The following is a 25,848-nucleotide window of genomic DNA, read 5'->3' as shown; positions in this document are numbered from 1 at the left end:
TCCGACGCAGAGGCGCGCGGACCACGGGCCTACTGCGCCAGTCCCAGCGCCTCCAGGTGGGCGACACTGTCCTCGACCCTGTCGAATTCATTGATCTCGACGATCAGATGGGGCCGCGCGTCACAGCCCGCCAGGGCCTTGAACACGGCCGGCCAGACGATGTTGCCCTCGCCCAGCGCCCAGTGCCGGTCGGCCCAGCCATCGGTGTCCTGAAGGTGCACATGGCCCAGCCTGCTGCCGGCCGCCGAGATGAAACGATCCGCCGGGGGCGCGCCGTCCACCCAATGCGCCCAATGCGCGTGCCCCGTGTCCACCGACAGGGCCAGCGCGGCGGTATCGGCGGCGGCGACCACCGCCATGCGGTCGGCTGGGTCCGTATCCTTGATGTTTTCCAGCACGATCTGTACGCCGATGTCCCGCGCCCGGGTCAGCGCCGGTTCCAGCGTGTCGAGGATCGCCGAGACCCGCTTGTCGCGCCCGGCCAGCGTGTTGTCGAGGTTGCATTCGTCCCAACGGTCATAGGGCGAATGAAGCACCATCTGCACCGCCCCCAGAGCCTCGCAAACGTCCAGGGCCTGGTCGATCCGGCGCTGCACCACGGGACGGATTTCCCGGTCCTTCACGTCAAGCTCGAACCCGGCGAAAGGCCCGTGGATGCCCAACCGCCCGTGCCAGCCCTCCAGCGTCTTCTGTGCCATCTCGATGAAGGGTGCAGGCTGGGCCAGAATGTCGCCCATGCAGAATTCGGGCAGCTCCAGGTCGCGATCCTTGGCGAAAAGCCAATCCCGGTGCCGGGCGAGGTCCAGCACCGAAAGCTGCGCGCCGATGACCGGCAGGTCGCTCATCCGTCAGAAACCATCACCACGTCATAGAGAACTGGGGCAAAATTCTTGGACAAGGTATTGAATTTGCGATGATAAACCCGCATTTCCTCGGACCGGAGGACACGCATGAAATCGTCCCGCGTACGCCATTGCGTGTAGGAGGCGATGCGTGTCTGCGCGTCATTCACATGCAGGGCGGCGCCGATAAACCCGTCCTGTTTCGAGATGAACTCGTTGCAGGCGACGCGGATTTCCTCGCACAGATCGGCACAGGTGCCGGGGGTCACTTCATAGGTGGTGATGACGGTCTGAAGATCAGCGTCTTTCTTGATGACGGGCATGTGTTCCTCCGCTGGCATTTGGCTCGCGCAGGATCAGCCTAGCACCCTGCGGGCAAAAGGCCAGAGGGGCCATCGATCAAACCGTCAATCGAAGAAGTCGAACATGTCCTCCAGAAAGGATTTGCGCCGCTTCTTCCTGTACCGTTTGGCGGATTTGTAGGTGTCGCGCCGGTCGTCGCGGTGGTCGCCATGGCGGTCGCCGCGGCGATCATCCCGGCGCTCCCCATACCGGGGCTCTTCGTGTCGGCGTTCGGGATGACCGGATGCGCGCGGGGCCGGCGCGGGAGCCGGATCCGGGTTCGCCAGCGCCACTTCCGGCGTCGCCATTTCGATGATCTTGTCCAGTTCGCCCCGGTCCAGCCATACGCCGCGGCATTTCGGGCAGTAGTCGATCTCGACCCCATGACGCTCGGTCATCAGCAGTTCGGTCTGGTCGATCGGACATTTCATCTTGCGCGTTCCTCCTCTGGTCTCCCCCCCATGTAGGAACGCGAAAGGCGGGCCTCAAGAGCCCGCCTTTTCTTCACCGTCCCAGTTCGTTAGCGGTGCACATGCACGGCGCATGGGGCGTGGCGCACGACCCTGGCCGCAGTCGAGCCCAGGAAATAATCCTGCAGGCCGGGGCGGTGCGACGCGATAACTATACAGTCGATGTCGTGATGGGCGGCCCAGTCGACAATGGTGTGGCCTGCATGGCCCGCGACCACGGCAACCTCGATTCCGTTGCGGCCGGAGAGTTCGGATTTCAGCCGGGCCTCCAGCTCGTGCACGTTGCTCTCCAACTGGCCTTCGGGCAGGTATTGCGCGACGTAGGACGGCACCTCTTCCATCACATGAAGGGCAGTGATCTTCGCATCCGCCTCGCCCAACGCCTTGGCGATGTTCAGAGCCTCGTTCGAATCGCGGTCATGGTCCAGGGCGACGGCGACCAGGATATTCTTGTACATGGGTCTTCCCCTTTTGCGTCTCTCTTGAACGCATATTGACGGGGCCGCAGTGGGCCCGCCATGACATGGGTCAAGTTCTCAGAAGGGCAGGCCCACATAGTTTTCCGCCAGCGATGTCATTGCCGCCTCGGAGCTGAAAAGATACTCCAGATCAGTCTGTTGCAGCTTGTCATCGTAAGGGATCGCATCCGGGAACCTGTGCAGCAGCGAGGTCATCCACCAGCTGAATCGCTGCGCCTTCCAGACCCGCGCCAGGGCCTTTTCGCTGTAGCTTTCGAGCCCGCTGTCATCCCCGTTCAGGTAGTGATCCACCAGCCCGTGATAGAGGTAGTAGATGTCGCTGGCCGCCGAATTCAGCCCCCGCGCGCCGGTGGGCGGCACGATATGGGCGGCATCCCCTGCCAGGAACATGTTACCGTAACGCATTGGTTCCGCGACAAAACTTCTGAGTGGGGCAATGGATTTCTCGATCGAAGGGCCGGTTTCCAGCCGATCGGCGACATCGTCGGGCAGGCGTGCCCTCAGCTCCTCCCAGAAGGCCTCGTCGGACCAGTCGTCGGTGCTGTCGGTCAGCGGCACCTGGATGTAATAGCGGCTGAGCACCTGGCTACGCAGCGAACAGAGCGCGAAACCGCGATCGGATTTGGCATAGATCAGCTCGGGCGAGACCGGCTTGGTGCGCGACAAAACTCCAAGCCAACCAAAGGGATAGACCTTTTCATATTCCTTGAGCACATCCTTGGGGATCGACTTGCGGCTGACCCCGTGGAATCCGTCTGCGCCGATGATGAAATCACAGTCGATGCGGAAGGTTTCATCCCCCTGCCGGTAGGTCAGATAGGGGTTTTGCGTATTGATATCATGGGGTTTGACGTCCAGCGCCTCGTGAATGACCTTGCCGTTCATCTTGGCGCGCGCGTCATAGAGGTCGCGGGTCAGCTCGGTCTGACCGTAGACGACAACCGAGTTCCCGCCGGTGTGCCCGGCCAGATCGACGCGTTTTTTCTCATTGTTTTCAGCAATATAGAAGCCCTCGTGAATCTCGCCTTCGGCGTCCATGCGGTCGCCGCAGCGGGCCTCGCGCATGAGCTCTGCGAAACCGTGCTCCAACACGCCGGCACGGATGCGCCCCAACACGTAGTCGCGGGTGTGTTTTTCCAGGACGACGTTATCAATCCCTTTTAAATCAAGCAGTTGACTGAGCATGAGGCCGGACGGGCCGCCTCCGATGATACCGACTTTCGTTTTCATGGCGCTGTTCTCCTCTTTGATCCCATCCTGCGCCTTTCCAACACGGATTTGAATGGATACTTCCGGCCACTTCTGGTACATATCGAACATGGATCAGATCGAGACATTCAACCTTTTCGGCGAGGATGCCGACCTGCCGGACGTGGTACATTGCGAAACGATCGAAGCACGTTCGGTCGTGCATGACTGGGAGTTCAGACCCCATCGCCACGCCCGGCTGCACCAGGTTCTGCTGCTGGAGCGGGGGAGCGGCACGCTGCTGATCGATGAGGCACCGCGCGCCCTGTCGGCAGGAAGCCTGGTAAACATGCCCCGCGGTGCCGTGCACGGGTTCCGGTTCGAACCCGGAACGCAGGGCTGGGTGGTCACGCTGGCGTCGGAACTGCTGGATCAGGTCCTGCGTGATGGCGAGGGGTTGCGCCCGGTGCTGTCGCGCCCGGACATTCTGAAATCAACAAATGATATCAGGATATTGACCCGTCGCATCTTTGCCGAATACCCGACCCGTGGTTTTGCACGGGCACATATCCTGCGCAGCCTGTCGACCCTGCTGCTGGGATTGGTCGCCCGGGAGATGGCCGGGGCAGAGTCCGGCGGCCTGCGTCCGGACACCCGCCTGCAACGCCGTTTCGAAGCCCTGATCGAGACCCACTACAGGGATCATTGGCGCGTGGCGGACTATGCCCGCGATCTGGCCGTCACCCCCACCCATCTGAGCCGGGTGATGCGGGTGGCGACCGGGCGGCCGGCCTCGGCGGCGATCGAGGAACGGGTCATCCGCGAGGCTCGCCGGAACTTGGCCTTTTCGAACCTGTCGATTCAAGAGGTCGCCTACCAGATGGGATACAATGACCCGGCCTATTTCAGCCGGGTCTTTGCACGGGCCACGGGACAGAGCCCGCGCGACTTCCGCCGGGCGCTGGAGGCGAAAGGTTAAAGAGTTTAACGCGCCCTACCGCCCTTGTTTAAACTGTTTAACGCGCCGAACAGGGCAGGTTGAACGCCGTTAATCCCCGCTCAGGCACATTCCAGCAGCAGCGTCCCGGCGCCGGTGTTCGAGATTGGGATATGGTAGTTGCGGGTCAGCTCGGTGACATTGTCCCCCAGCGCGCCACGCATCATCATCCACATCAGGAACTCGGTGCCCTGGGCCCCGGCCTTCTCGACCAGCTCCATCCGGGAGATCTTGGTCAGCTCTTCGGGATTGTGGGCGATGTTGTTCAGGCAATATTCGTCGAACTCGCGGTTGATGAAACCGGCGCGTTTGCCCTCCAACTGGTGCGACAGCCCTCCGGTGCCCAGAACCACGACCTTGGCCTCCTCGGGGAAGCTCTCGATCGCGCGGCCCAGTGCCTTGCCAAAATCCAGCGCCCGTTTCAGGGTCGGGATCGGGTGCTGCACGGTATTGGCCGAGACCGGAACCGCGCGCGGCATGTCCGGATTGTTCGGCGCGCCGGGCCAGAACAGCTGCATCGGCACGACGAAACCGTGATCGACCGGCAGTTCCTGGCAGGAGGTAATGTCGAACTCATCCGCCACCATGCTTTCGATGATGTGCCAGCTCAGCTCGGGCGCGCCGGGAAAGGGCGGCAGTTCGGGCAGGCCCCAGCCTTCGTCCTCGTTCCTGTATTCATGGGCCGCACCGATCGCAAAGGTCGGCATCTGGTCCAGGAAGAACCCCAGCCCGTGGTCGTTGTAGATATTGATCACATAGTCGGGCTTGTTGTTCTTCACCCACTCATGGACCTTCGGATAGCCGTCGAAAAACGGTTTCCAATAGGGGTCGTCATAGAGCTCGTTCTGAATCGCGTTGCCCACGGCGGGGATGTGCGACGTGGTGATACCACCGAGAATCTTGGCCATTGGTCATTCTCCTTACGCCTGGCTGAGCAGGTATTCCTTGAATTCCTCGGTCGTCATGCCGGTCTGCATCCCGCCCACATCCTGCACCGACAGCTTGAAGATGCCGGCCAGTTTCGCCAGGTAGTAGATGTTGCCGCCCTCTTCGATCATGGCCAGGATATTGGTGGACCGGATCGCGTCTTTCTGCGCGTCGTTCAGCCCAAATTTCTCCATGTAGGCTTCGGGATCCTCCTTGAAGGCATCGCGGTTCACCGCCTTGTTGAAGGAATAGCACATCTTGTTCAGCGCATAGCCCTTCATCGCCTGTCTGCCGTCAAAGATGGTCGTTCCGGGAATGTCGATATGGTAGTCGTGACCGGGCATGTCGTGCATCGGTTTCCTCCTCGTATCTTGCCTGCGCTCCGGCCCTCACCGGCGCGCGCAGGCGCTTACGCCCAGTAAAGGCGCATCGGATTGTCGACCAGAAGCTTCTGCTGATGCTCAGGGTCAGGTGCTATTCTCGGAATGAAATCCACCAGCGCCCCGTCATCGGGCATGTGCGATTTCATGTTCGGGTGCGGCCAGTCCGTACCCCAGAGTACACGGTCCGGGAAGCGCGTCACCACCTCGGCGGCGAAGGGCACCACGTCGTCGTAAGGCGGGCCATCGGCGGTCAGGCGTTCGGGACAGGTGACTTTCGACCAGATATTCGAATTCTCCTGCATTAGCTGCAAAAAACGCTGAAAATCCGGGTGAGATGTTCCTTTTGTGACATCCGGGCGTCCCATGTGGTCAACCACGATCACGGTGGGAAGGCTTTCCAGGAAGGGCACCAGCCCGTCCAGGTCGGCGGCTTCGAAATAGACCACGATGTGCCAGCCGAGCTTGGCGATGCGGTCGGCAATTCCCCGAAACACCGCTTTCGGCGTGGCGTCGACCAGGCGACGCACGAAGTTGAACCGCACACCGCGCACACCGGCCTCGTGCATCTCGGCCAGCTCTGCATCCGTGACATCGGGGCCCACGCTGGCAATGCCGCGCGCCAGCCCTGCGGCAGCGCGGCAGGCATCCATCATGGCGCGGTTGTCGCGGCCATGGCAGGTCGCCTGCACGATCACGTTGCGGGCAAAGCCCAGATGGTCGCGCAGGGCAAAGAGCTGCTCCTTGCCGGCATTGCAGGGCGTGTATTTGCGTTCCGGCGCGAAGGGAAACTCGGGCGTCGGGCCAAACACGTGGCAATGGGCGTCGACCGCCCCTTTCGGCAGCTTGAAACCCGGCGCTTTGGGGTTCGGGTGGAACGCCAGCCAGTCCGGATCCATGACCTGTGTCTCACTCATGCGAAGACCTCTCCATCCATTAGTTTGCGCGCGGTGCGCAGGATTGCGGCGCGGGTGACTTCGCCCGCCTCCACCGTGGCGACCACGGTCATTTCACCGGTCGGATGTTCGACCGACAGGGCGCCTCCCCTCCCCTCGCCCACCTGCGCCAGCCCCTCGGCCACGCTGCCAGGCACCAGGCAGGCCGTGGCGACCGAGACCGCGCCCAACACGCCGATCGCCTTGTGGCAGCGGTGCGGAATGAAGGTGCGCGTGGCAATCGTCCCCTGTCCGGGCGCTGAAATCATTGTCATTTTCGGCACGGACATGTCGGAGACATCCCCCAGGTTCATCAGGTGGCCGCAGGCCAGGCGGATCTCCTCCAGCCGCGCGCGCAGGGTCTCATCCGCCTCCAGCGCGGCCGGGTCTTCCGCCCCGGTGATCCCCATGTCAGCCGCGCGCAGCAGCACGCAAGGCATGCCGTTGTCGATCATTGTCACCTCGACGCCCTCGACCACATCAAGCACATTGCCGGTGGGCAGAAGCGCCCCGCAGGACGACCCCGCCGTGTCGCGAAAGGCAATCGGCACCGGCGCCGCGCGCCCCGGCACCCCGTCAATCGCCGCCGCGCCATCATAGCGCACGACGCCGCCCGGCGTCTGCACCATGGCCTCGGCCACCTGGCCGGTGTTCTCCATGTAGATCACCACCGGCGTTTCCCCATCCCGCGCCGACACCAGCCCGCGCTCGATCGCGAAGGGGCCGACGCCTGCCAGGATATTGCCGCAGTTCTGGGCGTCGGTCACGAGGGGCCGGTCGACGAAAACCTGCAGGAACAGGAACTCCACGTCCACGCCCACCCGTTCGGACCGTTTCACCACCGCCACTTTCGAACTCAGCGGATCCGCCCCGCCCATGCCGTCGATCTGACGCATATCCGGGCTTCCCATAATGCGCATGAGGAAAGCATCTCGAGCCCGGACATCGGCAGGCAGGTCCTCGGCCAGGAAATACCCGCCCTTCGAGGTCCCGCCCCGCATCCACATACAGCGCACGCCGTCAGACACGCCCGCCCCCTTTCATCTTTCCCCAAATATCCCGGGGGTCCGGGGGCAGCGCCCCCAGTTCTTCGGGGTCCGGGGGCACAGGCCCCGGTTGGTCGGATCGGGCGCTCGCCCAATTCGAAACCCTTTGCCTCCAGGCCTCAGACATATTTCAGCCCCTTCGCCTCCAGGCGCCCGCGCATGTCATATATGTCGAGCCCCAGTTCCCCTGCTTCGAAACGGGCGCGTTTCGCGGCCTCGTTCGCCTCGCGGGCCCGGCCCTTCTCCAGCACGTCGGCGGCCTCTGCGCGGCGCACCACGCAGACGCCGTCATCATCGGCCACAATGATGTCACCCGGATTCACCAATGCATCGGCGCAGACCACCGGCACGTTCACCGACCCCAGCGTCTCCTTGATCGTGCCCTGGGCAAAGACCGCCCTGGACCAGACGGGGAAATCCATTCCGGCCAGGTCGGCCACGTCGCGCACGCCCGCGTCGATCACCAGCCCGCGGCAGCCACGCGCCTTGGCCGAGGTGGCCAGCAGGTCGCCGAAATAGCCCGCCTTCGAGGGCGACGTCGTGCCCAGTACCATGATATCCCCGGGCTGAAGCTGTTCGATCGCCACATGGATCATCCAGTTGTCGCAGGGTGGCGCGAGGATGGTCACGGCGGACCCGGCCACCCGGGCGCCCGCATAGATCGGGCGCATGTAATCGGCCAAGAGCCCCTTGCGGCCCTGTGCTTCGTGCACGGTGGCGACGCCCAGCGCGGCCAGCCCGTCGATGACAGCCGGATCGGCGCGTTCTATGTTCTGGACCACAAGGCCGGTGGTTCCCGGTTGCACGCTCATGCCAGCTCATCCACGGTCTGAGGGAAGATGCTTTCAAACCCTTCCGCATATTCCGCCTTGCGCCCGCCGGCCATGCCGCCGGAGTTGCGGCGGAAGTGGTTGGCGCGGTTGCGTGCCACATTGGTGTAGAACTCCCACAGGTGCTCCTGCCCCTGCATGCAGTGGATCGCCGCCTTCTTCTTCTCCCAGACGGGCGTGATGTCGAGGAAAGTGTCGGGCTTCCAGCCCATCTGCTCGGTCTGGTGCGGCTCGAACAGGTACATCTGCGGCGCGCCCAAAACCTTTTGCCCCGGATTGTGACCCCATGCCTGGGCGATCATGCGGCATTCCAGCGCGAACTGCGTCGTGTTCATGTGGTCGGTATTGTAGGGGTCCCATTTCGAGTGGCTCATCATCCATTTCGGCTGCACCTCGCGGATGATGTCGACCACCCGGTCCTGCGCCTCGCGGTCCAGACGCAGCGGGTAGTCACCGAGGTCGAGGAAGCGGATGTCACGCACGCCCAGCGCATCGGCGGCGGCCTGGGCCTCCTCGCGGCGGGCCTCCTTGACGCGTTCGATCGTCATGCCGTCCTGCTTCCACAGCTTGGCGCTTTCACCGCGCTCGCCGAAACTCAGGCAGGCGACGGTGACGTCATAGCCCAGCTCCTGATGCAGCGCGATGGCACCGCCGGCGCGCCAGACGAAATCGGCGGCATGAGCGGAAATGACGAGGGCGGTTTTCTTGTCGGTCATGGTGCGTGGCCTCTTCAACTCGTTGTCCCGACCATAGGCCCGCCCCCCGCGCAGGGCCATTTCAATCCCCGTGGGATGGTATAAGTTATGCCTATAAGAGGCTGGGCAGATTGCCCCTCCGGGATCACAAGGCGCTGACATGACAGTGGATTTGCCAAACATACGCCACCTGAAAGCCTTCAGGGAAACCGCGCGGCTGCGCGGGATCAGCGCGGGGGCCGAAGCGGTGCACCTGTCTCAGCCCGCCGTGACCCAGGCCATCGCCGGGATGGAGCGCAGCCTGGACACGGTGCTGTTCGACCGCCGCCCCGAAGGCATGTTCCTGACCGATACCGGCGCGCTTTTCGCGGCGCGGATCAGGGCGCTGTTCGCCCTTCTGGAGGAGGGCGCCGAACAGGCGGTGCGCCTGGCCGGGCGGAAAGGCGCGCTGGAGGGCGCGCGGCCCGATCCCGGTTTCCATGCCCGTGTGACGGCGGCGCAGCTGCGCGCGCTGGTGGCGGTGGGGGATGCGGGCAGTATCAGCCTGGCCGCCCGGGCGGCGGGGATCAGCCAGCCCTCGATACACCGCGCCGCCCGCGACCTGGAGAAACTCGCGGGCATCTCGCTGTTCGCGCCGCGCCGGGGCGGGATCGAACTGACCGAACCGGGCGAGGTGCTGGCGCGGGCGGTGAAACTGGCAGGGGCGGAGCTGCGGCAGGGCGAAGCCGAGCTTGCCGCGCTGAAGGGGCGCGACAGCACGCGGATCGCGGTGGGCTCGATGCCGCTGTCACGCGCGGCGATCCTGCCGGATGCCATGCACCGGCTGTTGCAGGAGCGCGCGGGGGTGCAGCTTCGCAATGTGGACGGGCCCTATGGCGAGCTTCTGAAAGGATTGCGTCACGGCGACCTGGACCTGCTGATCGGCGCGCTGCGCGATCCGGCGCCCACCGAGGACGTGGTGCAGGAGGCGTTGTTCGACGATCCGCTGGCGCTGGTGGTCGGACCGGGCCACCCGTTGGCGAACCGACAGGGTGTGCGTCTGGAGGACACGCTGGGATACCCCTGGATCGCGCCACCGATCACCACGCCCGCAGGAAGCTACCTGCATCAGGTGTTGAAGATCGACGAGCTGCCCGAGACACCGGTCCGGGTCGTGTCCTCCTCGATGGTCATGGTGCGTGGTCTGCTGGCGCGAGGCGATTACGTGACAATCATCTCGCTGAACCAGATCGGGGTGGAGCGTCATCAAGGCCAGATGGTGCCGCTGGACATCCCCCTACCGGACAGCACACGGCCGATCGGGCTGACCACCCGGCAGGGCTGGAAACCGACGCCAACCCAGGCCCGGTTCCTCGATCTGATCCGCGAGGCCGCCACGGGTGCTATAGAGAAAACGAATACCGCCGAAGGGCAATGAATTTCCCCCTCCCCGCGCCCGCCCTTAGGAAGGGGACATGACAGATGCACCCGCCCGGATTGGATTGATCGGCTTCGGCGAAGCGAGCCAGGCCTTTGCACGGGGCTGGCGCCGGAACGCGCCGGGGCTGGAGATCCACGCTTTCGACATCAAGACCAAGGGCCCCGACGCTGCGGGCAAACGCGCCGATTACGCGGGCGCACAGGTTGCGGGCTGTGATGGGCCCGAGGGGCTCGGAGGTCTGAACCTCGTGTCGCTGGTCACGGCGGATCAGGCGGGTGCTGCGGCGGCCACGCAGGCCCGCCACATTACCGACGGCACGCTGTATCTGGACGGCAATTCCTGCGCGCCGGAGACGAAACGGGCGGCGGCCGAGGTGATCGGGGCCGCAGGCGGGCGCTATGTGGACATGGCCATCATGGCACCGGTGCATCCGCGCCTGCACCGGGTGCCGGTGTTGCTGGCCGGACCGCATGCGGAAGCGGCAAAGGCGCTCTGTCTGTCGCTCGGCATGCAGCCGGCCATCGTGGGCGACGAAGTCGGCCAGGCCAGCGCGGTGAAGATGCTGCGCTCGGTCATGGTGAAGGGGATCGAGGCGCTCTGCCTCGAAAGCCTTCTGGCGGCGCGCAAGGCCGGGGTGGAGGCTCAGGTGATCGCCTCGCTCGATGCCTCGCACCCGGGCTGGGACTGGGCGGCGAAGGCGGCGTACAACCTGGAACGTGTCACAACCCATGGCACCCGCCGCGCGGCCGAGATGCGCGAAGTGGCCGCGACCGTGGCCGCGCTGGGACTGGACAATGGCATGAGCCGGGCCACCACGGCCTGGCAGGAGGCGGTGGGCGCGCTGGGGCTGCCCTCCGCAGACAAGGATTTCTGCACCCGGGCCGATGCGGTCCTGGCCGCACTTGAGGAAAGGAAAACCCAATGAGGATCTGCGTTGCCGGCGCCTATGGCGCCTTCGGGATGAAACACATGGACGCGCTGGCGCAAATCGAGGGGGTTACTGTCACCTCGGTCATGGGCCCGACCAGGGACAAGATCGAGGCTTTCGCCGCCGAACGCGGTGTGGGCCACGCGGGCACCACGCTGGGGGAATGCATCGCGCGCGACGACGTGGACGCGGTGATCCTGTCCACCCCCACGCAGATGCATGCCGACCAGGCGATTGCCTGCATGGAGGCCGGAAAACACGTGCTGATCGAGATTCCGATGGCCGACAGCCTTGAGGACAGCCAGCGCGTTGTGGACAAGGCGCAGGAAACCGGTCTGACCTGCATGGCCGGCCAGGTGCGCCGCTTCAACCCCTCGCACCAGTGGATCAAGAACAGGATCGACGCGGGCGAACTGACCATCCAGCAGATGGACGTGCAGACCTATTTCTTCCGCCGCAGCAACACCAATGCCAAGGGCGAGCCGCGCAGCTGGACCGATCACCTGCTGTGGCACCACGCCTGCCACACGGTCGACCTGTTCCAGTACCAGACCGGCGAGACGGCCAGCGAGGTTTTCGGGCTGCAAGGCCCGGCCCATCCCGACCTGGGCATCGCGATGGACATGACGATCGGCATGAAAGTGCCCTCCGGCGCGATCTGCACCCTGTCGCTGTCCTTCAACAATGACGGGCCGTTGGGCACCTATTTCCGGTATATCTGCGATCAGGGCACCTATGTGGCCCGCTATGACGATCTCTATGACGGGTATGACAACCAGATCGACCTGTCGGACGTGGCCGTGTCAAACAATGGGATCGAGCTGATCGACCGCGAGTTCGTCTCGGCCATCCGGGAAGGCCGCAAGCCGAACGGCTGCGTCACCGACGTGATCCACGCGATGGAAACGCTGGACCGGGTTGAAAAGAGTTTTTCGAGCTGAGCTGCGCCGCCACCAGATCGTCGGGGCCAAGGCCGGATACGGCGTCGAACAGCGCCTCCGGCGCGGCGAGCCAAGCGCCATCAAAGGCAATTCGTCACCCGGTCGCCCAGGGCCGACCGGCCGGGAACACGGCGCGACCCGGGGGACGCAACCTGTCGGGTTCGCGACGCTGCGCCGGGCTCAGAACTTGATCACCGGAACCGCGGCGGGACCGGCCAGAACATCCGAGTTCCACAGCCCGATGGTCAGCAGACCGGGCTGGAACGAGACCCGGACCACGGTGCCACAGGGTTTGGACACGCTGCCGAGGCTTGCGGTGTCCAGAGCAACCCCGCCCCCCCCGGCTCCACAGACCGTCAATGGCGGTTCCCACCTCGGGCACCGACGCCACTTCGAGGTTGCCACAGGCGTCCAGCACCGCCGCATCCTCCGCCGCTGCCGTGCGGGCCATTGCGTTGCCGATCCAGCTCAGGCTGTCGCCCACGCGGCCGGTCTCGCCGTAATAGGCCAACATCTCGGGCAGGATATGCTGATCGAACAGCGCCTGGTCCACCGAGGCCGGCAGCCGGACGAGGCGGATCAGCGCCAGCGCGCCCAGCTCGGGACGGGCCGGGTCGGACAGGGCAATGATCTGCTCGGCCGGGGCTTCGTGCCAGTTGGGCTGCATCCACTGGCGCGCCGCGGCCAGGATCGTATTGCCGCCGAACAGATCGGCGCCGGCCTCACCGGACAGGAGCTCTGCCCCCAGTTCGACCTTCAGCACCTGGTCCAGCGTGGCATTGTCCGCGCCCAGCCTGGCCCCGAGAATGTCGAATTCGAGGTCCATCGCCATCGGTACGGCGGGGGGGCGGGCGCATTGGTGGTGGCCCCGGCCACGACGACCGGCGCGCCACCACTTTCCTTGCCCTGAGCCGCCTTGCCGCCGCCCAGACTGGTGGCCAGCCCGGCTTCGCCGGAGCTGTTCATCCCGGCCAGGTAGCCCTGGGTGTCAAAGCCCTCGGGCTGCATCGCGGCCATTTCGACCCCGGCGGGCAGCGGGGCTTCGCCCCCGTGCAGATGTGCCAGCAGGCGGCGCGTGGGCAGCGGATTGCCCGGCAGCCCGTTGTCAGCCTTGTAAAGGCGAATGGCGTTGCCGGTGCGCCCGCCCATTACGCCATCCACCGGCCCCGCGTTATAGCCCGCCCGGTTCAGCGCCGCCTGTAGCCGGGCCACGCCATCGCGGTCCAGGTCCGGGGCAATGTCGGCCATGAACAGGTTGGTGTCATTCACCGGGTAGCGCACGTAACGCGGCGAGAGCGCCACCAGGTCATTGATCTGCACCCCGGTCAGGGCACCGGTCGCCGGAGCCCCCACGGCGGTCTGGTAGTTGCGGATCGAATTGCGCGAGCCCGCGCCGATCGCCCCATCGATCGCCCCGGTGTAGAAGCCCAGGTTCTGCAGCCCGCTCTGGACCATCATCCGCTGATCCCGGTTCATCGCGATCGCATCCCCGCCGCCGCCGCCAGCTGCGGCCTCGCGGTTGCCACGATCCCTGCCGCCGCAGGCCTTGGGGTTGGAGGCACAGATGATCGCGCCGGCTACGATGGCCCCGGCAATGAGCCCGCCCTTGTCCGCGCGCGCCGGGCCCGGCGTTGTGGCCGTCACAGCAACGGCCACCGAAGCTCAGAGGGCAACAAGCGATGTGGGCAAACGAAGTTTCAAGATCTCATAAGTCATTTTGGCACCTCGTAACTGTCAAAAAACATAAGAGAAATTGTGTCAGCCGCCCCTTAACCTGTCAATCTGGGCAGGGGTATGGTTCGCCTGAGGGTAAAGGCCTTGTGACTGCAGGCCGCCCTTTTCTGCTGACCCGCCCGTAAAAATCGCTGCCATGTTTTAACAGGTCTTGAAATATATCTGGAAAGTGAGATATACGAATATGAACCGCAGAGAATCCCCGGAGAAACACCATGAGACTCCCCCTGCCCGCCACGCTGAACGCCGCGCTTCTGGCCGCGCTGATCCCCGCACTGACCGCTGTCAGTGCCGTGAGTGCCCAGGCTGACGAGACCCATCCACTGCACGAGGTCACTGTGACCGAATGGAAGGCCGTGTTCGGCCAGATCGAGACGCGCGACCTTGTGCCCGCCCGGGCCCGACTGGGGGGCACGCTGGACGTGGTGAGCATCTCGGAAGGGGATCGGGTCGAGATGGGGCAGCCGATCGGCACCATCTCGGATCGCAAGCTGACCCTGCAGCTGAACGCGGTGGACGCACAGTTGGCCGCGCTTCAGGCGCAGCTGGAAAACGCCCAGGCCGAGCTGAAACGGGGCGAGGACCTGGTGGAACGGGGCGTCTCGACCGTGCAGCGGCTGGACGCGCTGCGCACCCAGGTGGATGTGCTGACCAACCAGATCGAAGCGACCCGCGCGGAACGGTCCGTGATCGAACAGCAGGCCGCCGACGGCACCGTGCTGGCGCCGCTCTCCGGTGTGGTGCTGGACGTGCCGGTCACAACCGGCGCGGTAATCATGCCCGGTGAACCGGTGGCCATGATCGGCGGTGGCGGCTTCTTCCTGCGCCTCGCGGTGCCGGAACGCCACGCGGGGTTCCTGCGCGAGGGCGCGGAAATCCTGATCGGCGAGAACGGTGCGACGCGCACGGGGCGGCTGGCCAAGCTCTATCCGCAGATTCAGCATGGCCGTGTCACTGCCGATGTCGAGGTGGAAGGGCTGTCCGAGGCCTTCACCGGGGCACGTGTGCTGGTGCGCCTGCCCGTGGGCGAACACGCGGCGCTGCTGGTGCATGAAGACGCGGTGCTGACCCGCATGGGGCTGGATTTCGTCGCCGTCGAGGAAGACGGCCGCGTCACCGAACGCGCCGTGGTGCTGGGCGAGCCGCAGGACATCGAGGGCGAGGCCCTGATCGAGGTGGTCTCGGGCCTCAAACCCGGTGACACGATCGTGCAGGACTACCAGCCTGCCACGAACGCAGGGGCGTCAGACCATGAGTGATCAGAGCCACAACACGCCGCTCGGGATTGCCGGGGGGCTGACGAAAGCCTTCATCCAGTCGGCCCTGACGCCGCTGATGATCCTGGCAGCACTTGCCGTCGGCCTGGTCGCGCTGGTGTCGCTGCCGCGCGAGGAAGAGCCGCAGATCTCGGTCCCGATGGTGGATATTCATATCCAGGCCCCGGGCCTGCGCGCCGAGGATGCCGTCAAGCTGGTGACGGAACCGATGGAAACCATCGTGCAGGGCATCAACGGGATCGACCATGTCTATTCCTCCACGCGGGACGACTATGCCATGGTCACGGCGCGCTATCTGGTCGGCACCTCGATGGATGCCGCCATGCTGCGCGCCCATGAGAAGATCCGCGCCAACATGGACCGCATTCCGGTCGGGATCGGCGAGCCGCTGATCGTCGGACGCGGCATTGACGACGTGGCCATCGTCGCGCTGACCCTGACGCCGAAGCCCGGCGAGGACAGCCTGTCGGCCAATGACCTGACCCGCGTTGCCCGCGAGTTGCAGGTGGAGGTCGCCAAGATCGGCGATGTCGGCCTGACCTATCTGGTCGGCGAAAGCCCCGAGGCGATCCGCATCGCCCCCGACCCGGAACGCCTGGCGCTGCACGGCGTGACCCTGCAACAGCTCGCCGGCAAGGTCGGCGCGGCAAACCGCGCCTTTTCAACCGGATACATCCGTGATGGCGGCGAACAGATTGCCCTGATCGCGGGCGAAAGCCTGACCGCACCGGCAGAGATCGCCAACCTGCTGATCACCACCCGCGACGGGCGCCCGGTCTATGTGCGCGACGTGGCGGATGTCTCTTTCGTGCCGGATACCTCCGACAAGATCGTGTCGAACGTGACCCGCGACGCCGAGGGCAATATCCACCGCACTCCGGCGGTGACGCTGGCAATCGCCAAACGCGCGGGCGCCAACGCGGTCGTCGTGGCCGAGGAAATCCTGCACCGCGTCGAGGCGTTGGAGGGCAGCCTGATCCCCGATACGATGCAGGTCGAAGTGACCCGCGACTATGGCGAGACCGCCGACGAAAAGGCCAACGAACTGCTGTTCCACCTCGGTCTTGCCACCGTGTCGATCGTCGGGCTGGTGCTGTTTGCCATCGGCTGGCGCGAAAGCATCGTCGTGGCCGTGGTGATCCCTGTCACCATCCTGCTGACGCTGTTTGCCGCCTGGGTCATGGGCTACACGCTCAACCGGGTGTCGCTGTTCGCGCTGATCTTCTCGATCGGGATCCTGGTCGATGACGCCATCGTGGTGATCGAGAACATCGACCGCCACTGGTCGATGAAGGACAAGGCCGACCGCGTCACCAAGGCGATCCGCGCGGTGGCCGAGGTGGGCAACCCGACCATCGTCGCCACGCTGACCGTGGTCGCGGCGCTTTTGCCGATGCTGTTCGTGTCGGGGCTGATGGGCCCCTACATGTCGCCGATCCCGGCCAATGCCTCGGCCGCGATGATCTTTTCCTTCTTCGTGGCTGTCATGATCACTCCCTGGCTGATGGTGAAAATCGCGGGCAAGGCGGACGCGCATGGGCATGAGGGCGGCGGGCACGACGGGGGACAGGGCGGACGGCTGGGGCGCATGTACGCAGCCGTGGCCCGGCCCGTGCTGCGCTCGAAAACCACCGCGCTGACCTTCCTGCTTGTCACCGTCGTGCTGAGCTTCGGCTCACTGGGCGCGCTCTATACCCGCGACGTGACGGTGAAACTGCTGCCGTTTGACAACAAGTCCGAGCTGGCCGTGATCCTCGACCTGCCGGAGGGCGCCTCGGTCGAGATGACCGACCGCGTGGCGCAGGACGTGGCGGCGGCGGTGCTGGAGCTGCCGGAGGTCGTGTCCGTGCAGACCCATGCGGGCGCGGCGGCGCCCTTCAACTTCAACGGGCTGGTGCGCCATTACTACCTGCGCCAGACGCCGGAGCTGGGCGATGTGCAGATCAACCTGACCGCCAAGGACCACCGTGAGCGCGAAAGCCACGACATCGCGCTGGAAATCCGCGAGCGGATCAGCCAGATCGACGTGCCCATGGGCACGGTGCTCAAAACGGTCGAGCCGCCCCCCGGCCCGCCGGTCATCGCCACCCTGCTGGCCGAGGTCTATGGCCCGGACCCCGAGACCCGGCGTGAAGCCGCCGCGCAGATCCGCAAAGCCTTCGAGGCGGTGCCCTTCGTGGTGGATGTGGACGACAGCTATGGCGTCGCCCCGCGCCGGCTGCGCGCGACGATCTCGACCGACAAGCTGGAGTTTCACGGTGTGCAGGAACAGGACGTGTTCAACACGATGGCCATCCTGAACGGCGGTTCGACGGTGGGCTATTCCCATCGTGGGGGCGGGCGGTATCCGATCCCGATCACGGTCGAACTCGACAAGGCCGACCGGGTGATGGACGAACGTTTCCTGTCGACCCCGATCCCCGCCAACACCCTGCCCGGCGCACGCGGCGTGGTGGAGCTGGGCGACGTGATCGAGATCAGCGAAGAGCGCGCCTCCTACCCGATTTTCCGCCACAACGGCCGCGCCGCCGAAATGGTGATGGCAGAGCTGGCCGGCGCCTATGAGGCGCCGCTCTACGGCATGCTCGCCGTGCAGGAGGAGATCGACAGGATGGACTGGGCAGAAGGCACCAAACCCGTGATTTCCCTCAATGGTCAGCCGGAAAGCGAAGCCGGGGTCACGCTGCTCTGGGACGGCGAATGGGAAGTGACCTGGGTCACGTTCCGCGACATGGGCGCGGCCTTCGGTGTGGCGCTTCTGGCCATCTACATCCTGGTGGTGGCGCAGTTCGGCAGCTTCAAGCTGCCGCTGGTGATCCTGACACCGATCCCGCTGACCTTCCTCGGGATCATGGCCGGGCACTGGCTGTTTTCTGCGCCCTTCTCGGCCACCTCGATGATCGGTTTCATCGCGCTGGCGGGGATCATTGTCAGGAACTCGATCCTGCTGGTCGATTTCATCCGCCATGCGGATCCGGCCAAGGACAAGCTGGAAATCCTGATCGAGGCCGGTGCCATCCGCTTCAAGCCGATCCTGCTGACCGCCATTGCGGCAATGATCGGCGCGGTGGTGATCCTGGCCGACCCGATCTTCCAGGGTCTGGCGATTTCGCTTCTGTTCGGGCTGCTCAGTTCGACGCTGCTGACCGTGCTGGTGATCCCGGCGATCTACCGGGTGTTCCGCACCTGAAGGACACGGCGCCGCCCGCACCGGGCGGCGCTCCCCCCCCCTGTTCCTTCCCGGCAAGCTGGGCTAGGCTGACGCCCTGACACCGCGCCAACAGGGAAAAAGGGGACAGCCATGAGCATCCGCACCACCACCGGCCACGGCCGCCGTTTCGACAGCATCCTCGACACCGTGGGCAATACCCCGACGATCCGCCTGAACCGCATTGCGCCGGAGCACGTGAACGTCTTCGTCAAGTCCGAAGCCTTCAACCCGGCCGGGTCGGTCAAGGACCGGCTGGCGCTGAACATCATCGAAGCGGCCGAGCGTGACGGCCGGCTGAAACCGGGTCAGACCGTGATCGAGGCGACCTCGGGCAACACCGGCATCGGGCTTGCCATGGTCTGCGCCGCCAAGGGCTATCCTCTGGTTGTCACCATGGCCGAAAGCTTCTCGGTCGAACGCCGCCGCCTGATGCGTTTCCTTGGCGCCAAGGTCGTGCTGACCCCGAAGGAGCTGAAGGGCACCGGCATGTACGACAAGGCCAAGGAACTAGCTGAAACCAACGGCTGGTTTCTGGCCAGCCAGTTCGAAACGCCGGACAATGCGAACATTCACGAAAGCACCACCGCGCGCGAGATCATGGCCGATTTCGCCGATACCCGGCTGGACTACTGGGTGACAGGTTATGGCACCGGCGGCACGGTTTCGGGCGTCAGCCGGGTGCTGCGCAGGGACAGCCCGGAGACCAGGATCATCCTGGCCGAACCGGCCAATGCGGCGATCGTGTCCTCGGGCTATACCAATGCGCGTAACGACTCCAACCAGCCGACCGAAAGCCACCCGGAGTTCGAGCCGCACCCGATCCAGGGCTGGACGCCAGACTTCATTCCTTTCGTGCTGCAGGAGGCGATCGACAAGGGCGGCTATGACAGCCTGCTGAAGATCCCCGGCCCGGACGGCATCGCCTGGTCGCGACGCCTGGCAGCCGAGGAAGGCATATTCGTCGGCATCTCGGCCGGGGCCACCTTTGCCGCGGCGATGGAGGTTGCCAGGGATGCGCCCGAAGGATCAAACATCCTTGTCATGCTGCCCGATACCGGCGAGCGTTATCTGTCGACCCCGCTGTTCGAGGGCATCCCGGAAGGCATGGATGACGAGGAACTCGCGATTTCCAAATCCACGCCCACCGCGCAGATGGGCTGAGGGGGTCGGGAAACGATATTCCGGCCGGCCGCAATCCCCGTTGCGGCCGGTTTTCTTTCAGACCCGCGATTTGCCCTTGGCTTCGCGAAACCTCCACGCAGGACAAGAAAGGCACCCATGACCCACCAGACCGAAACCAACAAGGCCAATGCCATGGCCTTCTACGACCTCATGTTCAACCAGTGCGATCCGAGCGGCGCGATCGAACAATATGCCGGGGATGTCTATATCCAGCACAACCCGCATGTGGGGGACGGCAAGGCGGCCTTCATCGCCTATTTCGAACGGATGGCGGCGGAATACCCCGGCAAGCAGGTCCGCTTTGTGCGCAGCGTGGCGGAGGGCGATCTGGTCGTGCTCCATTGCCACCAGACATGGCCGGGCAGCGACGACTACGCGGGTATCGACATTTTCCGCTTCGATGCGAACGGCAAGGTGGTCGAACACTGGGACGTGTTGCAGGTGATCCCGACGGAAAGCGCACATGACAACGGGATGTTCTGAGACGGTGCAGCGTGTCGGGCCCAAAGCCTTAGCGTGAGAAAGCCAGCGTCAGCGTAAAGGCATGTGTCCCCGCCGGCATGCCTTTGGGCGCGGCGGGAAGGCGCGCGCCCTGAACCGCCTTCAGGGCCGCGCGGTCCAGTGCGGCATCGCCGGAGCTGCGGGTAATGCGCACCCCGGCAAGCTGGCCCCGGGTGGTGACGGACAGGCTCAGGTCCACCTGCCCGGCGGCGCGGGTGCCGGAGGGGTAGCGTTTGCGCCGCTCGACCCGTTTGCGGATGCCGCCACCCCAGCGCGCCATCAGCTTGTTGATCCGCGCGGCCGAGGGGGCCTCGGCGCCGGATTGCGCCGCCCCGCCTGCTTGGGCGTCCTCGCCATTGCCCGCCGCGCGGGCGGCGGGTTGCGGGGCAGATGCGGGAGCAGGTTTCGCAGCCGGGCGGGCGGGCGGTTCCGCGGTGGTCTGCGGGACGGGCGCCGGGGCAGGCCGGGCCAGTTCGACCGGCGGCGTGGTGCGGGGTGCGGGGGCTTCGGGGCGCCGGGTCGGGCGGAGCTGCGGCACCTCCGGCGCGGGCTGCGGCGGCGGGGGGGCGGCGGCCTCCGGTTGCGCGGGTCTGGCGGGGGCCGTCGGGATCGGCAGCGCCGCCTGCTGGGCGGGCGGCACCGGCTGCGGTGCCGGGGGCTGTGCGAGTGCGGCCGCCGATGCCTCGGTCACGGGCGGCGCGTCCTCCACCGCCGGGGGCAGCGCCTGACTTACCGCTTCGACAACCTCCGCCGCGCGGTCCCATTGCGCCACCGCCTGCACCAGTTCGGCGGGAGCGGCGGCCAGGGTCACGGCATTTTGCCCCCCCGCACCGGAAGGGGCGCCGCCATCGGAGCCCGCCCCCCAGAAGGCCGCAACATGCAGCGCGGCGGAAACGCCGATCAGGCCGGAGAATTGCACGATCTTGCTCATCTTCCCCCCACCACAAGCTCGACCGAGGCAATGCCCATCGCGCCGAGGCGGCTCAGCAGCGCGGCAAATTCCGGCCCCTGCAGGGCGCTGTCCGCGCGCAGGATCAACGGGGCATCGGCGGCCCGGTCCGAGAGGCCGGCCCAGAGGGCGTCACCCTGCAAACCGTTGTAGAACAGGGCTCCATCCGCCCCGGCAAAGAGGATGCCGTCACCCTCCGGCGCCCCTTCGGACGGCGCGTCGGGCGGGGTGACGGAAAAGGGGGCTCGCGGGGCGATCTGCGCGGTCATGAGGAAGAAGATCAGCAGCAGGAAAACCACGTTGATCATCGGCAGAATGGCCTCGGCGGGGCGGCGTTTGGGGGCGGTTGCGAAATCCATCGGCCTACTCCACCACCACCAGCCGGTTGATCCCGGCGGCGTTGAGCGCTGTCGCCACGTCGGCGATGGCCTGCAGGTCGCTGCCCGGCACGGGACGCAGCACCACCGTGTCCGTGGGCGCAGCCATCAGCGGCGCCAGTGCTTCGGCCAAGGCGTCGGCCTCCATCGGGGCACCGTTCAGGGCGGGACCGTCGGGGCCGATCGAGACCAGCCGCGGCGGGCCCTCATAGCTGCCGCCCCCCGCGCCCAGCGACAGGGGCAGCGCCCGGTCCTGGCCGAATTGCGAGGCCAGCATGAAAAACACCAGCAACAGGAACACGATGTCGATCATCGGGGTCAGGCTGGGCCGTCTTCTGGGCCTGGAGGCGGCGAAGGCGAACATCAGGCGGCGCGGTCCACCGGGGCATGGGTGAACAGGCGGGTGGCGATGTCCTCCATGTCGATCTGCACCCGTTCGACCACGCTTTCGAACCAGCTCAGCGCCATGGCGGCGGGGATGGCGACAGCCATGCCGGCGGCGGTGGTCAGAAGCGCCTCCCAGATGCCCCCCGCAAGCACCGAGGGATCGGCGCCCGCGCCACTGTCCTGCAGCGCCTGAAACGCCTCGATCATGCCCAGAACCGTGCCCAGCAGGCCGATCAGCGGGGCGATGGTGGCGATCAGTTCCAGCGGGCGCAGGCCCTGGCGCAGCTCGGCCAGCTCGTTCTTGGCGACACGGGTGACTTCGCGTTCAGCGGCCTCGGCGTCGAAACGCGGGTTCAGAAGGGCCTCCATCGCGACCCGTGCCAGGCGGGCGCGAATGCCCGGCCGGGCTGGCAGGGCGGCGTGACCCGCGCTTACATCCCGGTCGCACCAGAGGCTCACGGCGGCCTCGGCCCCCTGCCCGCGCCAAACGCCCAGCGACCAGAATTGCAACATGCGCCAGAGGATCAGCGCCACGGTCAGCACCGACAGCGCGGCGATGGCCCAGAGCGCGGGGCCACCGCGCGAGAGGAATTCGATGATGGCGATCGGGCTCATTGCGCTGCCTCCTCGATGTCATGATTGCCGCGGAAGGATTTCGCGAGCCAGCGCGCGGTGCCCTCGGCAACGGCAGTATACACGGCGCGGCCGATGGCAGCGCCCGCGTCGGTGTGCAGACCGGCAAACCCGGTGTCGCCCGCCGGGGCGGCCACGGCGATGCAATCGGTGCCGGTCCCGGTGGCCACGCCGGTGGGCAGGCGGAAATCGGCATCCATCACGGCGGCGGTGCGGGCCTGTGTGGCGATGGAAAGCGCCTCGATCAGGGCAGCCTGAGTGAGGCCCGCATCCAGGCGCAGGGCCACGTTGATCGTGCCCCAGTCGCGGCGGGAATAATCCACCCGCGCACCGACGCGTTCGGCATTGGACAGGCCCACGGTGGCAACCGCCTGCGCGGTAGTCCGGCCTTCGGTCGCCTCGGCCACGTGGTGCACGGAGACATTGCGCGAGGTCAGAAAGGCAACGGCCTCTGCACGGTTGCGGCTGGCAAGCTCGCCCTTCAGCCAGGCCACGACGTCCATGCCGGGCGGCAGGTCGGCATTCTTCACCTCGCGCCAGATGATGTGGCGGGCGGTGGTAATGCCAGGGCGATTCAGCGCCCATGAGATCACCGGCATCTCCGCGCCCAGATCCCAGTCCAGCCAGGGGGCATCCAGTGTGAGCATCAGAGCACCTCCAGCGGTTGGAAGATCGGCCCGTCCCCGGTCTGACGGTGCCAGACCGAAACGCCGAAGGCGCGGGCCATGTTTTCGGGGGTCAGAACCTCGGCAGGGGTGCCATCGGCAAGGATGCCACCTTCGGCCAGCAGGACGAGGCGTGTGCAGTGCCGGGCGGCAAGCCCGAGGTCATGTAGCGACACCAGCGCGGCGCGGCCCTCGGCAGCCAGCGCGGCGAAGACCTCCATGGTCGAAATCTGGTGCGCCGGATCAAGCCCGGCAATGGGTTCGTCCGCCATCAGAAGCGGCGTGTCCTGCGCCAGCGCGCGGGCAATGAGGGCCCGGGCCTGTTCGCCACCGGACAGGCGCGAGGCGGCGCGCCCCTTGTAGGACGTGAGCCCCATGCGGGACATGGCGGCCTCGATGGCCGTCTGGCCCGCGCGCCCGGTTGGGGAATGCCCGGCGGCTTCGGCGCCCAGAGCGACGAGCCGTTCCACCGGGATCGGCCAGGCAATCTCGCGCGATTGCGGCATCCAGGCCACCGCCCTGGCGCGGTCGCGGGCGGTGAGCGCGGCCAGCGAGGAGCGCCCGGTGCTGGGGATCAGCCCCAGGGCGGCGCGCATCAGCGTGGTCTTGCCCGCGCCGTTCGGACCGATCAGGCCGACGAATTCGCCCGGGGCCACCCGCAGCGAGACATTGGAAAAGATGCTGCGCGTGCGCAGGGTGACGGAAAGCCTGTCGAGGGTCAGAACGCTCATGCCAGCCCGCCTCCGCTTTCCCGGCGTGTTTTCACGATCAGGTGCAGAAACAGGGGCGCGCCGACGATGGCCGTGACCACACCCAGTTTCAGGTCGCGTTCGGGCAGGATGACACGCACGAGGATGTCGGCCATCTGCAGCATCACCGCCCCGCCCAGCGCCGAGGCCCACAAGAGCCGCGAGGGCTGCGCGCCGACAAAGGGGCGCAGGATGTGCGGCACGACAAGGCCGACAAAGCCGATGGCGCCCGCAACGGCGGTGGCCCCGCCGACGATGGCCGCGACGCCGATCACCAGCACCAGGCGCAGGCGGGTCAGTGAATAGCCCATCGTCTCGGCTGCGTCCTCACCCAGGGTCAGCGCGTCCAACCCGCGCGCCAGCGACAGGATCATCGCGCCGCCGACCAGCACGAAGGGCAGCAGCAGGCCGACGTGGACGATCGACCGGTCGGCGAGGCTGCCCATCATCCAGAAGACGATCTCGGAGGCGGCGAAGGGGTTGGGTGACAGGTTCAGCACCAGCGAGGTGAGCGCGCCGGCCAGGGCCGAGATGGCGATGCCCGCAAGGATCAGCGTCAGTGATCCGCCCTGCGCGCCGGCCAGCGCCAGCACCAGGAAAACACCGATCAGCGCCCCGCCCAGCGCGGCGAAGGGCAAGGCCAGCGTGCCGGAGGCCACCAGCCCGGCATGGATCACCACCACGGCCCCCAGCGCGGCAGCGTTCGACACACCGATCAGCCCGGGTTCGGCCAGCGGGTTGCGCAGGTAGCCCTGCAGCGCGGCGCCGGAGAGGCCCAGCCCCGCCCCGACCATGACCGCCAGAAGCGCGCGCGGCAGGCGGATTTCGCGCATCACCAGGGGCAGCGGGCCGTCACCACCATTCACCAGCGCAGCCAGCGCCTCGGTGAACCCGGTGTCTGCCGGGCCGACGGTCAGACCCGCCACGAAAAGCCCGGCGACCAGCAGGATCAGGATGATGAACAGCAGCCTCATTGCCCGGCCTCCCCGGCCCTGTCCTGTGCGTCCAGCGCGCGGCGTTCGCCGGCCAGTGTTTCGATGGCGCGCAGCACGTAGGGCGTGCCGCAGACCCAGTCGTTCGACGAAATCATCTTCGAGGTCTGCGCCGCGCGCATCGCCTGCACGGCAGGGTGGCGCAGCACGTCCTCGGAGCGCGAGGCGCCGGGATAGGGCGCGGCGGTGATCAACAGGTCGGGTTCGGCCATGACAAGGCGCTCCATCGGCAGGTTGCCCCCGATCGGAATGCCTGCCTCGTCGGCCACGTTGGAGAACCCGGCGGCCAGCAGGATCTGGCCCGACAGCGACAGCCGTCCGGTGGTATAGCCATTGGCGCTATAGAGCGCGGCACGGGGGTTCGAGCGGACCTCGGCGCGCAGAGTCGCCAGCCGGGCCTCGAAATCGGCCGCCATCGCCTCGGCCTCCGCCGCGCGCCCAAGGGCCTGCCCGAGGAGGCGGATGCCCTCGGCCACATCCTCCATCGAGCGGGCAAAGGGCAGGCGCAGCACCGGCACGCCAAGGCGTTCCAGCATCTCGGCGGCCTGGGTGCGGGAATATTCACCGACCAGCACCAGGTCGGGTTTCATCAGGTAGATCTCTTCCGCGCGGCCGAAATTCTGCGGATAGGCGCGGGCCTCGTCGATCATCGCCGAGACCTGAGGGTCCGAGGCCACGTCGGAGACCGAAATCAGCTGGCCGGGGGATGCCAGAAGCATGGCCAACTGATCCGTGCAGAGGTTCATCGACACGACACGACGCGGCGGTTCG

29 protein-coding genes are annotated in these 25,848 nt (G+C 66.2%); 8 read left to right on the top strand and 21 right to left on the bottom strand.

All coding sequences use genetic code 11. The features are described from left to right. Window positions 1–29: 29 nt before the first annotated feature. The 5 genes from Q1V43_RS14305 to pobA all read right to left on the bottom strand — a co-directional run bounded on the left by Q1V43_RS14305 (window position 30) and on the right by pobA (window position 3,363). Window positions 30–845, bottom strand: a complete 816-nt coding sequence (locus Q1V43_RS14305) for a TIM barrel protein (RefSeq protein WP_300519342.1) — start codon at window positions 843–845, stop codon at window positions 30–32. Further along, a complete protein-coding gene (locus tag Q1V43_RS14300; RefSeq protein WP_300519339.1) occupies window positions 842–1,165 on the bottom strand; it encodes an antibiotic biosynthesis monooxygenase family protein in 324 nt (107 codons plus the stop codon). Before Q1V43_RS14300 ends, Q1V43_RS14305 begins: the two co-directional genes overlap by 4 nt. Before the next feature lie 84 nt (window positions 1,166–1,249). After that, a complete protein-coding gene (locus tag Q1V43_RS14295) occupies window positions 1,250–1,615 on the bottom strand; it encodes a zf-TFIIB domain-containing protein (RefSeq protein WP_300519336.1) in 366 nt (121 codons plus the stop codon). Window positions 1,616–1,704: 89 nt separating this feature from the next. Continuing rightward, window positions 1,705–2,112 (bottom strand): universal stress protein, encoded by a 408-nt coding sequence (locus Q1V43_RS14290; RefSeq protein ID WP_300519333.1) that lies wholly within the window; start codon window positions 2,110–2,112, stop codon window positions 1,705–1,707. Window positions 2,113–2,190: 78 nt separating this feature from the next. Next, on the bottom strand, window positions 2,191–3,363 hold the full coding sequence (gene pobA, locus Q1V43_RS14285; protein WP_300519330.1) for a 4-hydroxybenzoate 3-monooxygenase: 1,173 nt from the start codon (window positions 3,361–3,363) through the stop codon (window positions 2,191–2,193). An 88-nt stretch (window positions 3,364–3,451) separates the two neighbouring features. Between pobA and Q1V43_RS14280 the strand changes: the two genes are divergently transcribed. Continuing rightward, window positions 3,452–4,300, top strand: coding sequence for a helix-turn-helix domain-containing protein (locus Q1V43_RS14280; protein ID WP_300519327.1), 849 nt, complete (start codon window positions 3,452–3,454; stop codon window positions 4,298–4,300). An 80-nt stretch (window positions 4,301–4,380) separates the two neighbouring features. Here Q1V43_RS14280 and Q1V43_RS14275 read toward each other — a convergent pair whose 3' ends face one another. The 6 genes from Q1V43_RS14275 to Q1V43_RS14250 all read right to left on the bottom strand — a co-directional run bounded on the left by Q1V43_RS14275 (window position 4,381) and on the right by Q1V43_RS14250 (window position 9,152). Continuing rightward, window positions 4,381–5,226 carry a class III extradiol dioxygenase family protein gene (locus Q1V43_RS14275; RefSeq protein WP_300519324.1) on the bottom strand — a complete coding sequence of 282 codons (846 nt, stop codon included), beginning with the start codon at window positions 5,224–5,226 and terminating at the stop codon, window positions 4,381–4,383. Between the two features lie 12 nt (window positions 5,227–5,238). After that, on the bottom strand, window positions 5,239–5,598 hold the full coding sequence (locus tag Q1V43_RS14270) for a protocatechuate 4,5-dioxygenase subunit alpha (protein ID WP_300519321.1): 360 nt from the start codon (window positions 5,596–5,598) through the stop codon (window positions 5,239–5,241). 56 nt (window positions 5,599–5,654) lie between these two features. Continuing rightward, the gene (locus Q1V43_RS14265) at window positions 5,655–6,542 is read right to left on the bottom strand and encodes an amidohydrolase family protein (RefSeq protein WP_300519318.1); all 888 of its coding nucleotides are present in this window, start codon (window positions 6,540–6,542) and stop codon (window positions 5,655–5,657) included. Further along, window positions 6,539–7,561 carry a 4-oxalomesaconate tautomerase gene (locus Q1V43_RS14260; RefSeq protein WP_300519518.1) on the bottom strand — a complete coding sequence of 341 codons (1,023 nt, stop codon included), beginning with the start codon at window positions 7,559–7,561 and terminating at the stop codon, window positions 6,539–6,541. The genes Q1V43_RS14265 and Q1V43_RS14260 overlap by 4 nt, the downstream gene beginning before the upstream one ends. Window positions 7,562–7,725: 164 nt before the next feature. Further along, entirely contained in the window at window positions 7,726–8,418 is a 693-nt protein-coding gene (ligK, locus tag Q1V43_RS14255; RefSeq protein WP_300519315.1) for a 4-carboxy-4-hydroxy-2-oxoadipate aldolase/oxaloacetate decarboxylase, read from the bottom strand. Continuing rightward, window positions 8,415–9,152 carry a PIG-L deacetylase family protein gene (locus Q1V43_RS14250; RefSeq protein ID WP_300519312.1) on the bottom strand — a complete coding sequence of 246 codons (738 nt, stop codon included), beginning with the start codon at window positions 9,150–9,152 and terminating at the stop codon, window positions 8,415–8,417. The genes ligK and Q1V43_RS14250 overlap by 4 nt, the downstream gene beginning before the upstream one ends. Before the next feature lie 139 nt (window positions 9,153–9,291). Here Q1V43_RS14250 and Q1V43_RS14245 point away from each other — a divergent pair, with 139 nt between their 5' ends. From Q1V43_RS14245 to Q1V43_RS14235, 3 genes are read left to right on the top strand one after another with little or no spacing between them, the layout of a single operon-like run. Next, entirely contained in the window at window positions 9,292–10,548 is a 1,257-nt protein-coding gene (locus Q1V43_RS14245; protein ID WP_300519309.1) for a LysR family transcriptional regulator, read from the top strand. Window positions 10,549–10,585: 37 nt separating this feature from the next. Next, the gene (locus Q1V43_RS14240) at window positions 10,586–11,476 is read left to right on the top strand and encodes an NAD(P)-dependent oxidoreductase (RefSeq protein WP_300519306.1); all 891 of its coding nucleotides are present in this window, start codon (window positions 10,586–10,588) and stop codon (window positions 11,474–11,476) included. After that, a complete protein-coding gene (locus Q1V43_RS14235; protein ID WP_300519303.1) occupies window positions 11,473–12,420 on the top strand; it encodes a Gfo/Idh/MocA family oxidoreductase in 948 nt (315 codons plus the stop codon). The genes Q1V43_RS14240 and Q1V43_RS14235 overlap by 4 nt, the downstream gene beginning before the upstream one ends. Before the next feature lie 94 nt (window positions 12,421–12,514). Here Q1V43_RS14235 and Q1V43_RS14230 read toward each other — a convergent pair whose 3' ends face one another. Together Q1V43_RS14230 and Q1V43_RS14225 are read right to left on the bottom strand one after the other, a co-directional pair. After that, window positions 12,515–13,252 (bottom strand): hypothetical protein, encoded by a 738-nt coding sequence (locus Q1V43_RS14230; protein WP_300519301.1) that lies wholly within the window; start codon window positions 13,250–13,252, stop codon window positions 12,515–12,517. Next, window positions 13,177–14,064, bottom strand: coding sequence for a peptidoglycan-binding protein (locus Q1V43_RS14225; RefSeq protein ID WP_300519299.1), 888 nt, complete (start codon window positions 14,062–14,064; stop codon window positions 13,177–13,179). The genes Q1V43_RS14230 and Q1V43_RS14225 overlap by 76 nt, the downstream gene beginning before the upstream one ends. Window positions 14,065–14,369: 305 nt before the next feature. On the opposite strand from Q1V43_RS14225, the gene Q1V43_RS14220 reads away from it, so the two are divergent. From Q1V43_RS14220 to Q1V43_RS14205, 4 genes are all read left to right on the top strand, one after another. Then, window positions 14,370–15,413 carry an efflux RND transporter periplasmic adaptor subunit gene (locus tag Q1V43_RS14220; RefSeq protein WP_300519296.1) on the top strand — a complete coding sequence of 348 codons (1,044 nt, stop codon included), beginning with the start codon at window positions 14,370–14,372 and terminating at the stop codon, window positions 15,411–15,413. Next, entirely contained in the window at window positions 15,406–18,621 is a 3,216-nt protein-coding gene (locus Q1V43_RS14215; protein ID WP_300519293.1) for an efflux RND transporter permease subunit, read from the top strand. Before Q1V43_RS14220 ends, Q1V43_RS14215 begins: the two co-directional genes overlap by 8 nt. 111 nt (window positions 18,622–18,732) lie before the next feature. Next, window positions 18,733–19,803, top strand: coding sequence for a cysteine synthase A (gene cysK / locus Q1V43_RS14210; protein WP_300519290.1), 1,071 nt, complete (start codon window positions 18,733–18,735; stop codon window positions 19,801–19,803). Window positions 19,804–19,920: 117 nt separating this feature from the next. Beyond that, entirely contained in the window at window positions 19,921–20,307 is a 387-nt protein-coding gene (locus tag Q1V43_RS14205; protein WP_300519287.1) for a nuclear transport factor 2 family protein, read from the top strand. 28 nt (window positions 20,308–20,335) lie between these two features. Here Q1V43_RS14205 and Q1V43_RS14200 read toward each other — a convergent pair whose 3' ends face one another. The 8 genes from Q1V43_RS14200 to Q1V43_RS14165 are packed head-to-tail and all read right to left on the bottom strand — an operon-like array spanning window position 20,336 to window position 25,823. Beyond that, complete coding sequence (locus Q1V43_RS14200; RefSeq protein WP_300519284.1) at window positions 20,336–21,256, bottom strand: TonB family protein; 921 nt, start codon at window positions 21,254–21,256, stop codon at window positions 20,336–20,338. Beyond that, window positions 21,253–21,633 (bottom strand): biopolymer transporter ExbD, encoded by a 381-nt coding sequence (locus tag Q1V43_RS14195; RefSeq protein WP_300519282.1) that lies wholly within the window; start codon window positions 21,631–21,633, stop codon window positions 21,253–21,255. The genes Q1V43_RS14200 and Q1V43_RS14195 overlap by 4 nt, the downstream gene beginning before the upstream one ends. Window positions 21,634–21,637: 4 nt before the next feature. After that, window positions 21,638–22,015 carry a biopolymer transporter ExbD gene (locus Q1V43_RS14190; RefSeq protein ID WP_300519279.1) on the bottom strand — a complete coding sequence of 126 codons (378 nt, stop codon included), beginning with the start codon at window positions 22,013–22,015 and terminating at the stop codon, window positions 21,638–21,640. Then, window positions 22,015–22,653, bottom strand: coding sequence for a MotA/TolQ/ExbB proton channel family protein (locus Q1V43_RS14185; RefSeq protein WP_300519277.1), 639 nt, complete (start codon window positions 22,651–22,653; stop codon window positions 22,015–22,017). The genes Q1V43_RS14190 and Q1V43_RS14185 overlap by 1 nt, the downstream gene beginning before the upstream one ends. Further along, entirely contained in the window at window positions 22,650–23,318 is a 669-nt protein-coding gene (locus Q1V43_RS14180; RefSeq protein WP_300519275.1) for an adenosylcobinamide amidohydrolase, read from the bottom strand. The genes Q1V43_RS14185 and Q1V43_RS14180 overlap by 4 nt, the downstream gene beginning before the upstream one ends. Continuing rightward, entirely contained in the window at window positions 23,318–24,067 is a 750-nt protein-coding gene (locus tag Q1V43_RS14175; protein WP_300519273.1) for an ABC transporter ATP-binding protein, read from the bottom strand. Before Q1V43_RS14175 ends, Q1V43_RS14180 begins: the two co-directional genes overlap by 1 nt. Further along, window positions 24,064–25,059, bottom strand: a complete 996-nt coding sequence (locus Q1V43_RS14170) for an iron ABC transporter permease (protein WP_300519271.1) — start codon at window positions 25,057–25,059, stop codon at window positions 24,064–24,066. The genes Q1V43_RS14175 and Q1V43_RS14170 overlap by 4 nt, the downstream gene beginning before the upstream one ends. After that, window positions 25,056–25,823: an ABC transporter substrate-binding protein gene (locus Q1V43_RS14165; RefSeq protein WP_300519269.1), complete on the bottom strand. Its 768-nt coding sequence runs from the start codon at window positions 25,821–25,823 to the stop codon at window positions 25,056–25,058. The genes Q1V43_RS14170 and Q1V43_RS14165 overlap by 4 nt, the downstream gene beginning before the upstream one ends. Window positions 25,824–25,848: the final 25 nt, after the last annotated feature.

It is taken from the genome of Aliiroseovarius sp. (assembly GCF_030148435.1).
In the GTDB taxonomy this organism is placed as follows: domain Bacteria; phylum Pseudomonadota; class Alphaproteobacteria; order Rhodobacterales; family Rhodobacteraceae; genus JASBTN01.
This window is presented reverse-complemented; position numbering and strand designations above follow the sequence as displayed.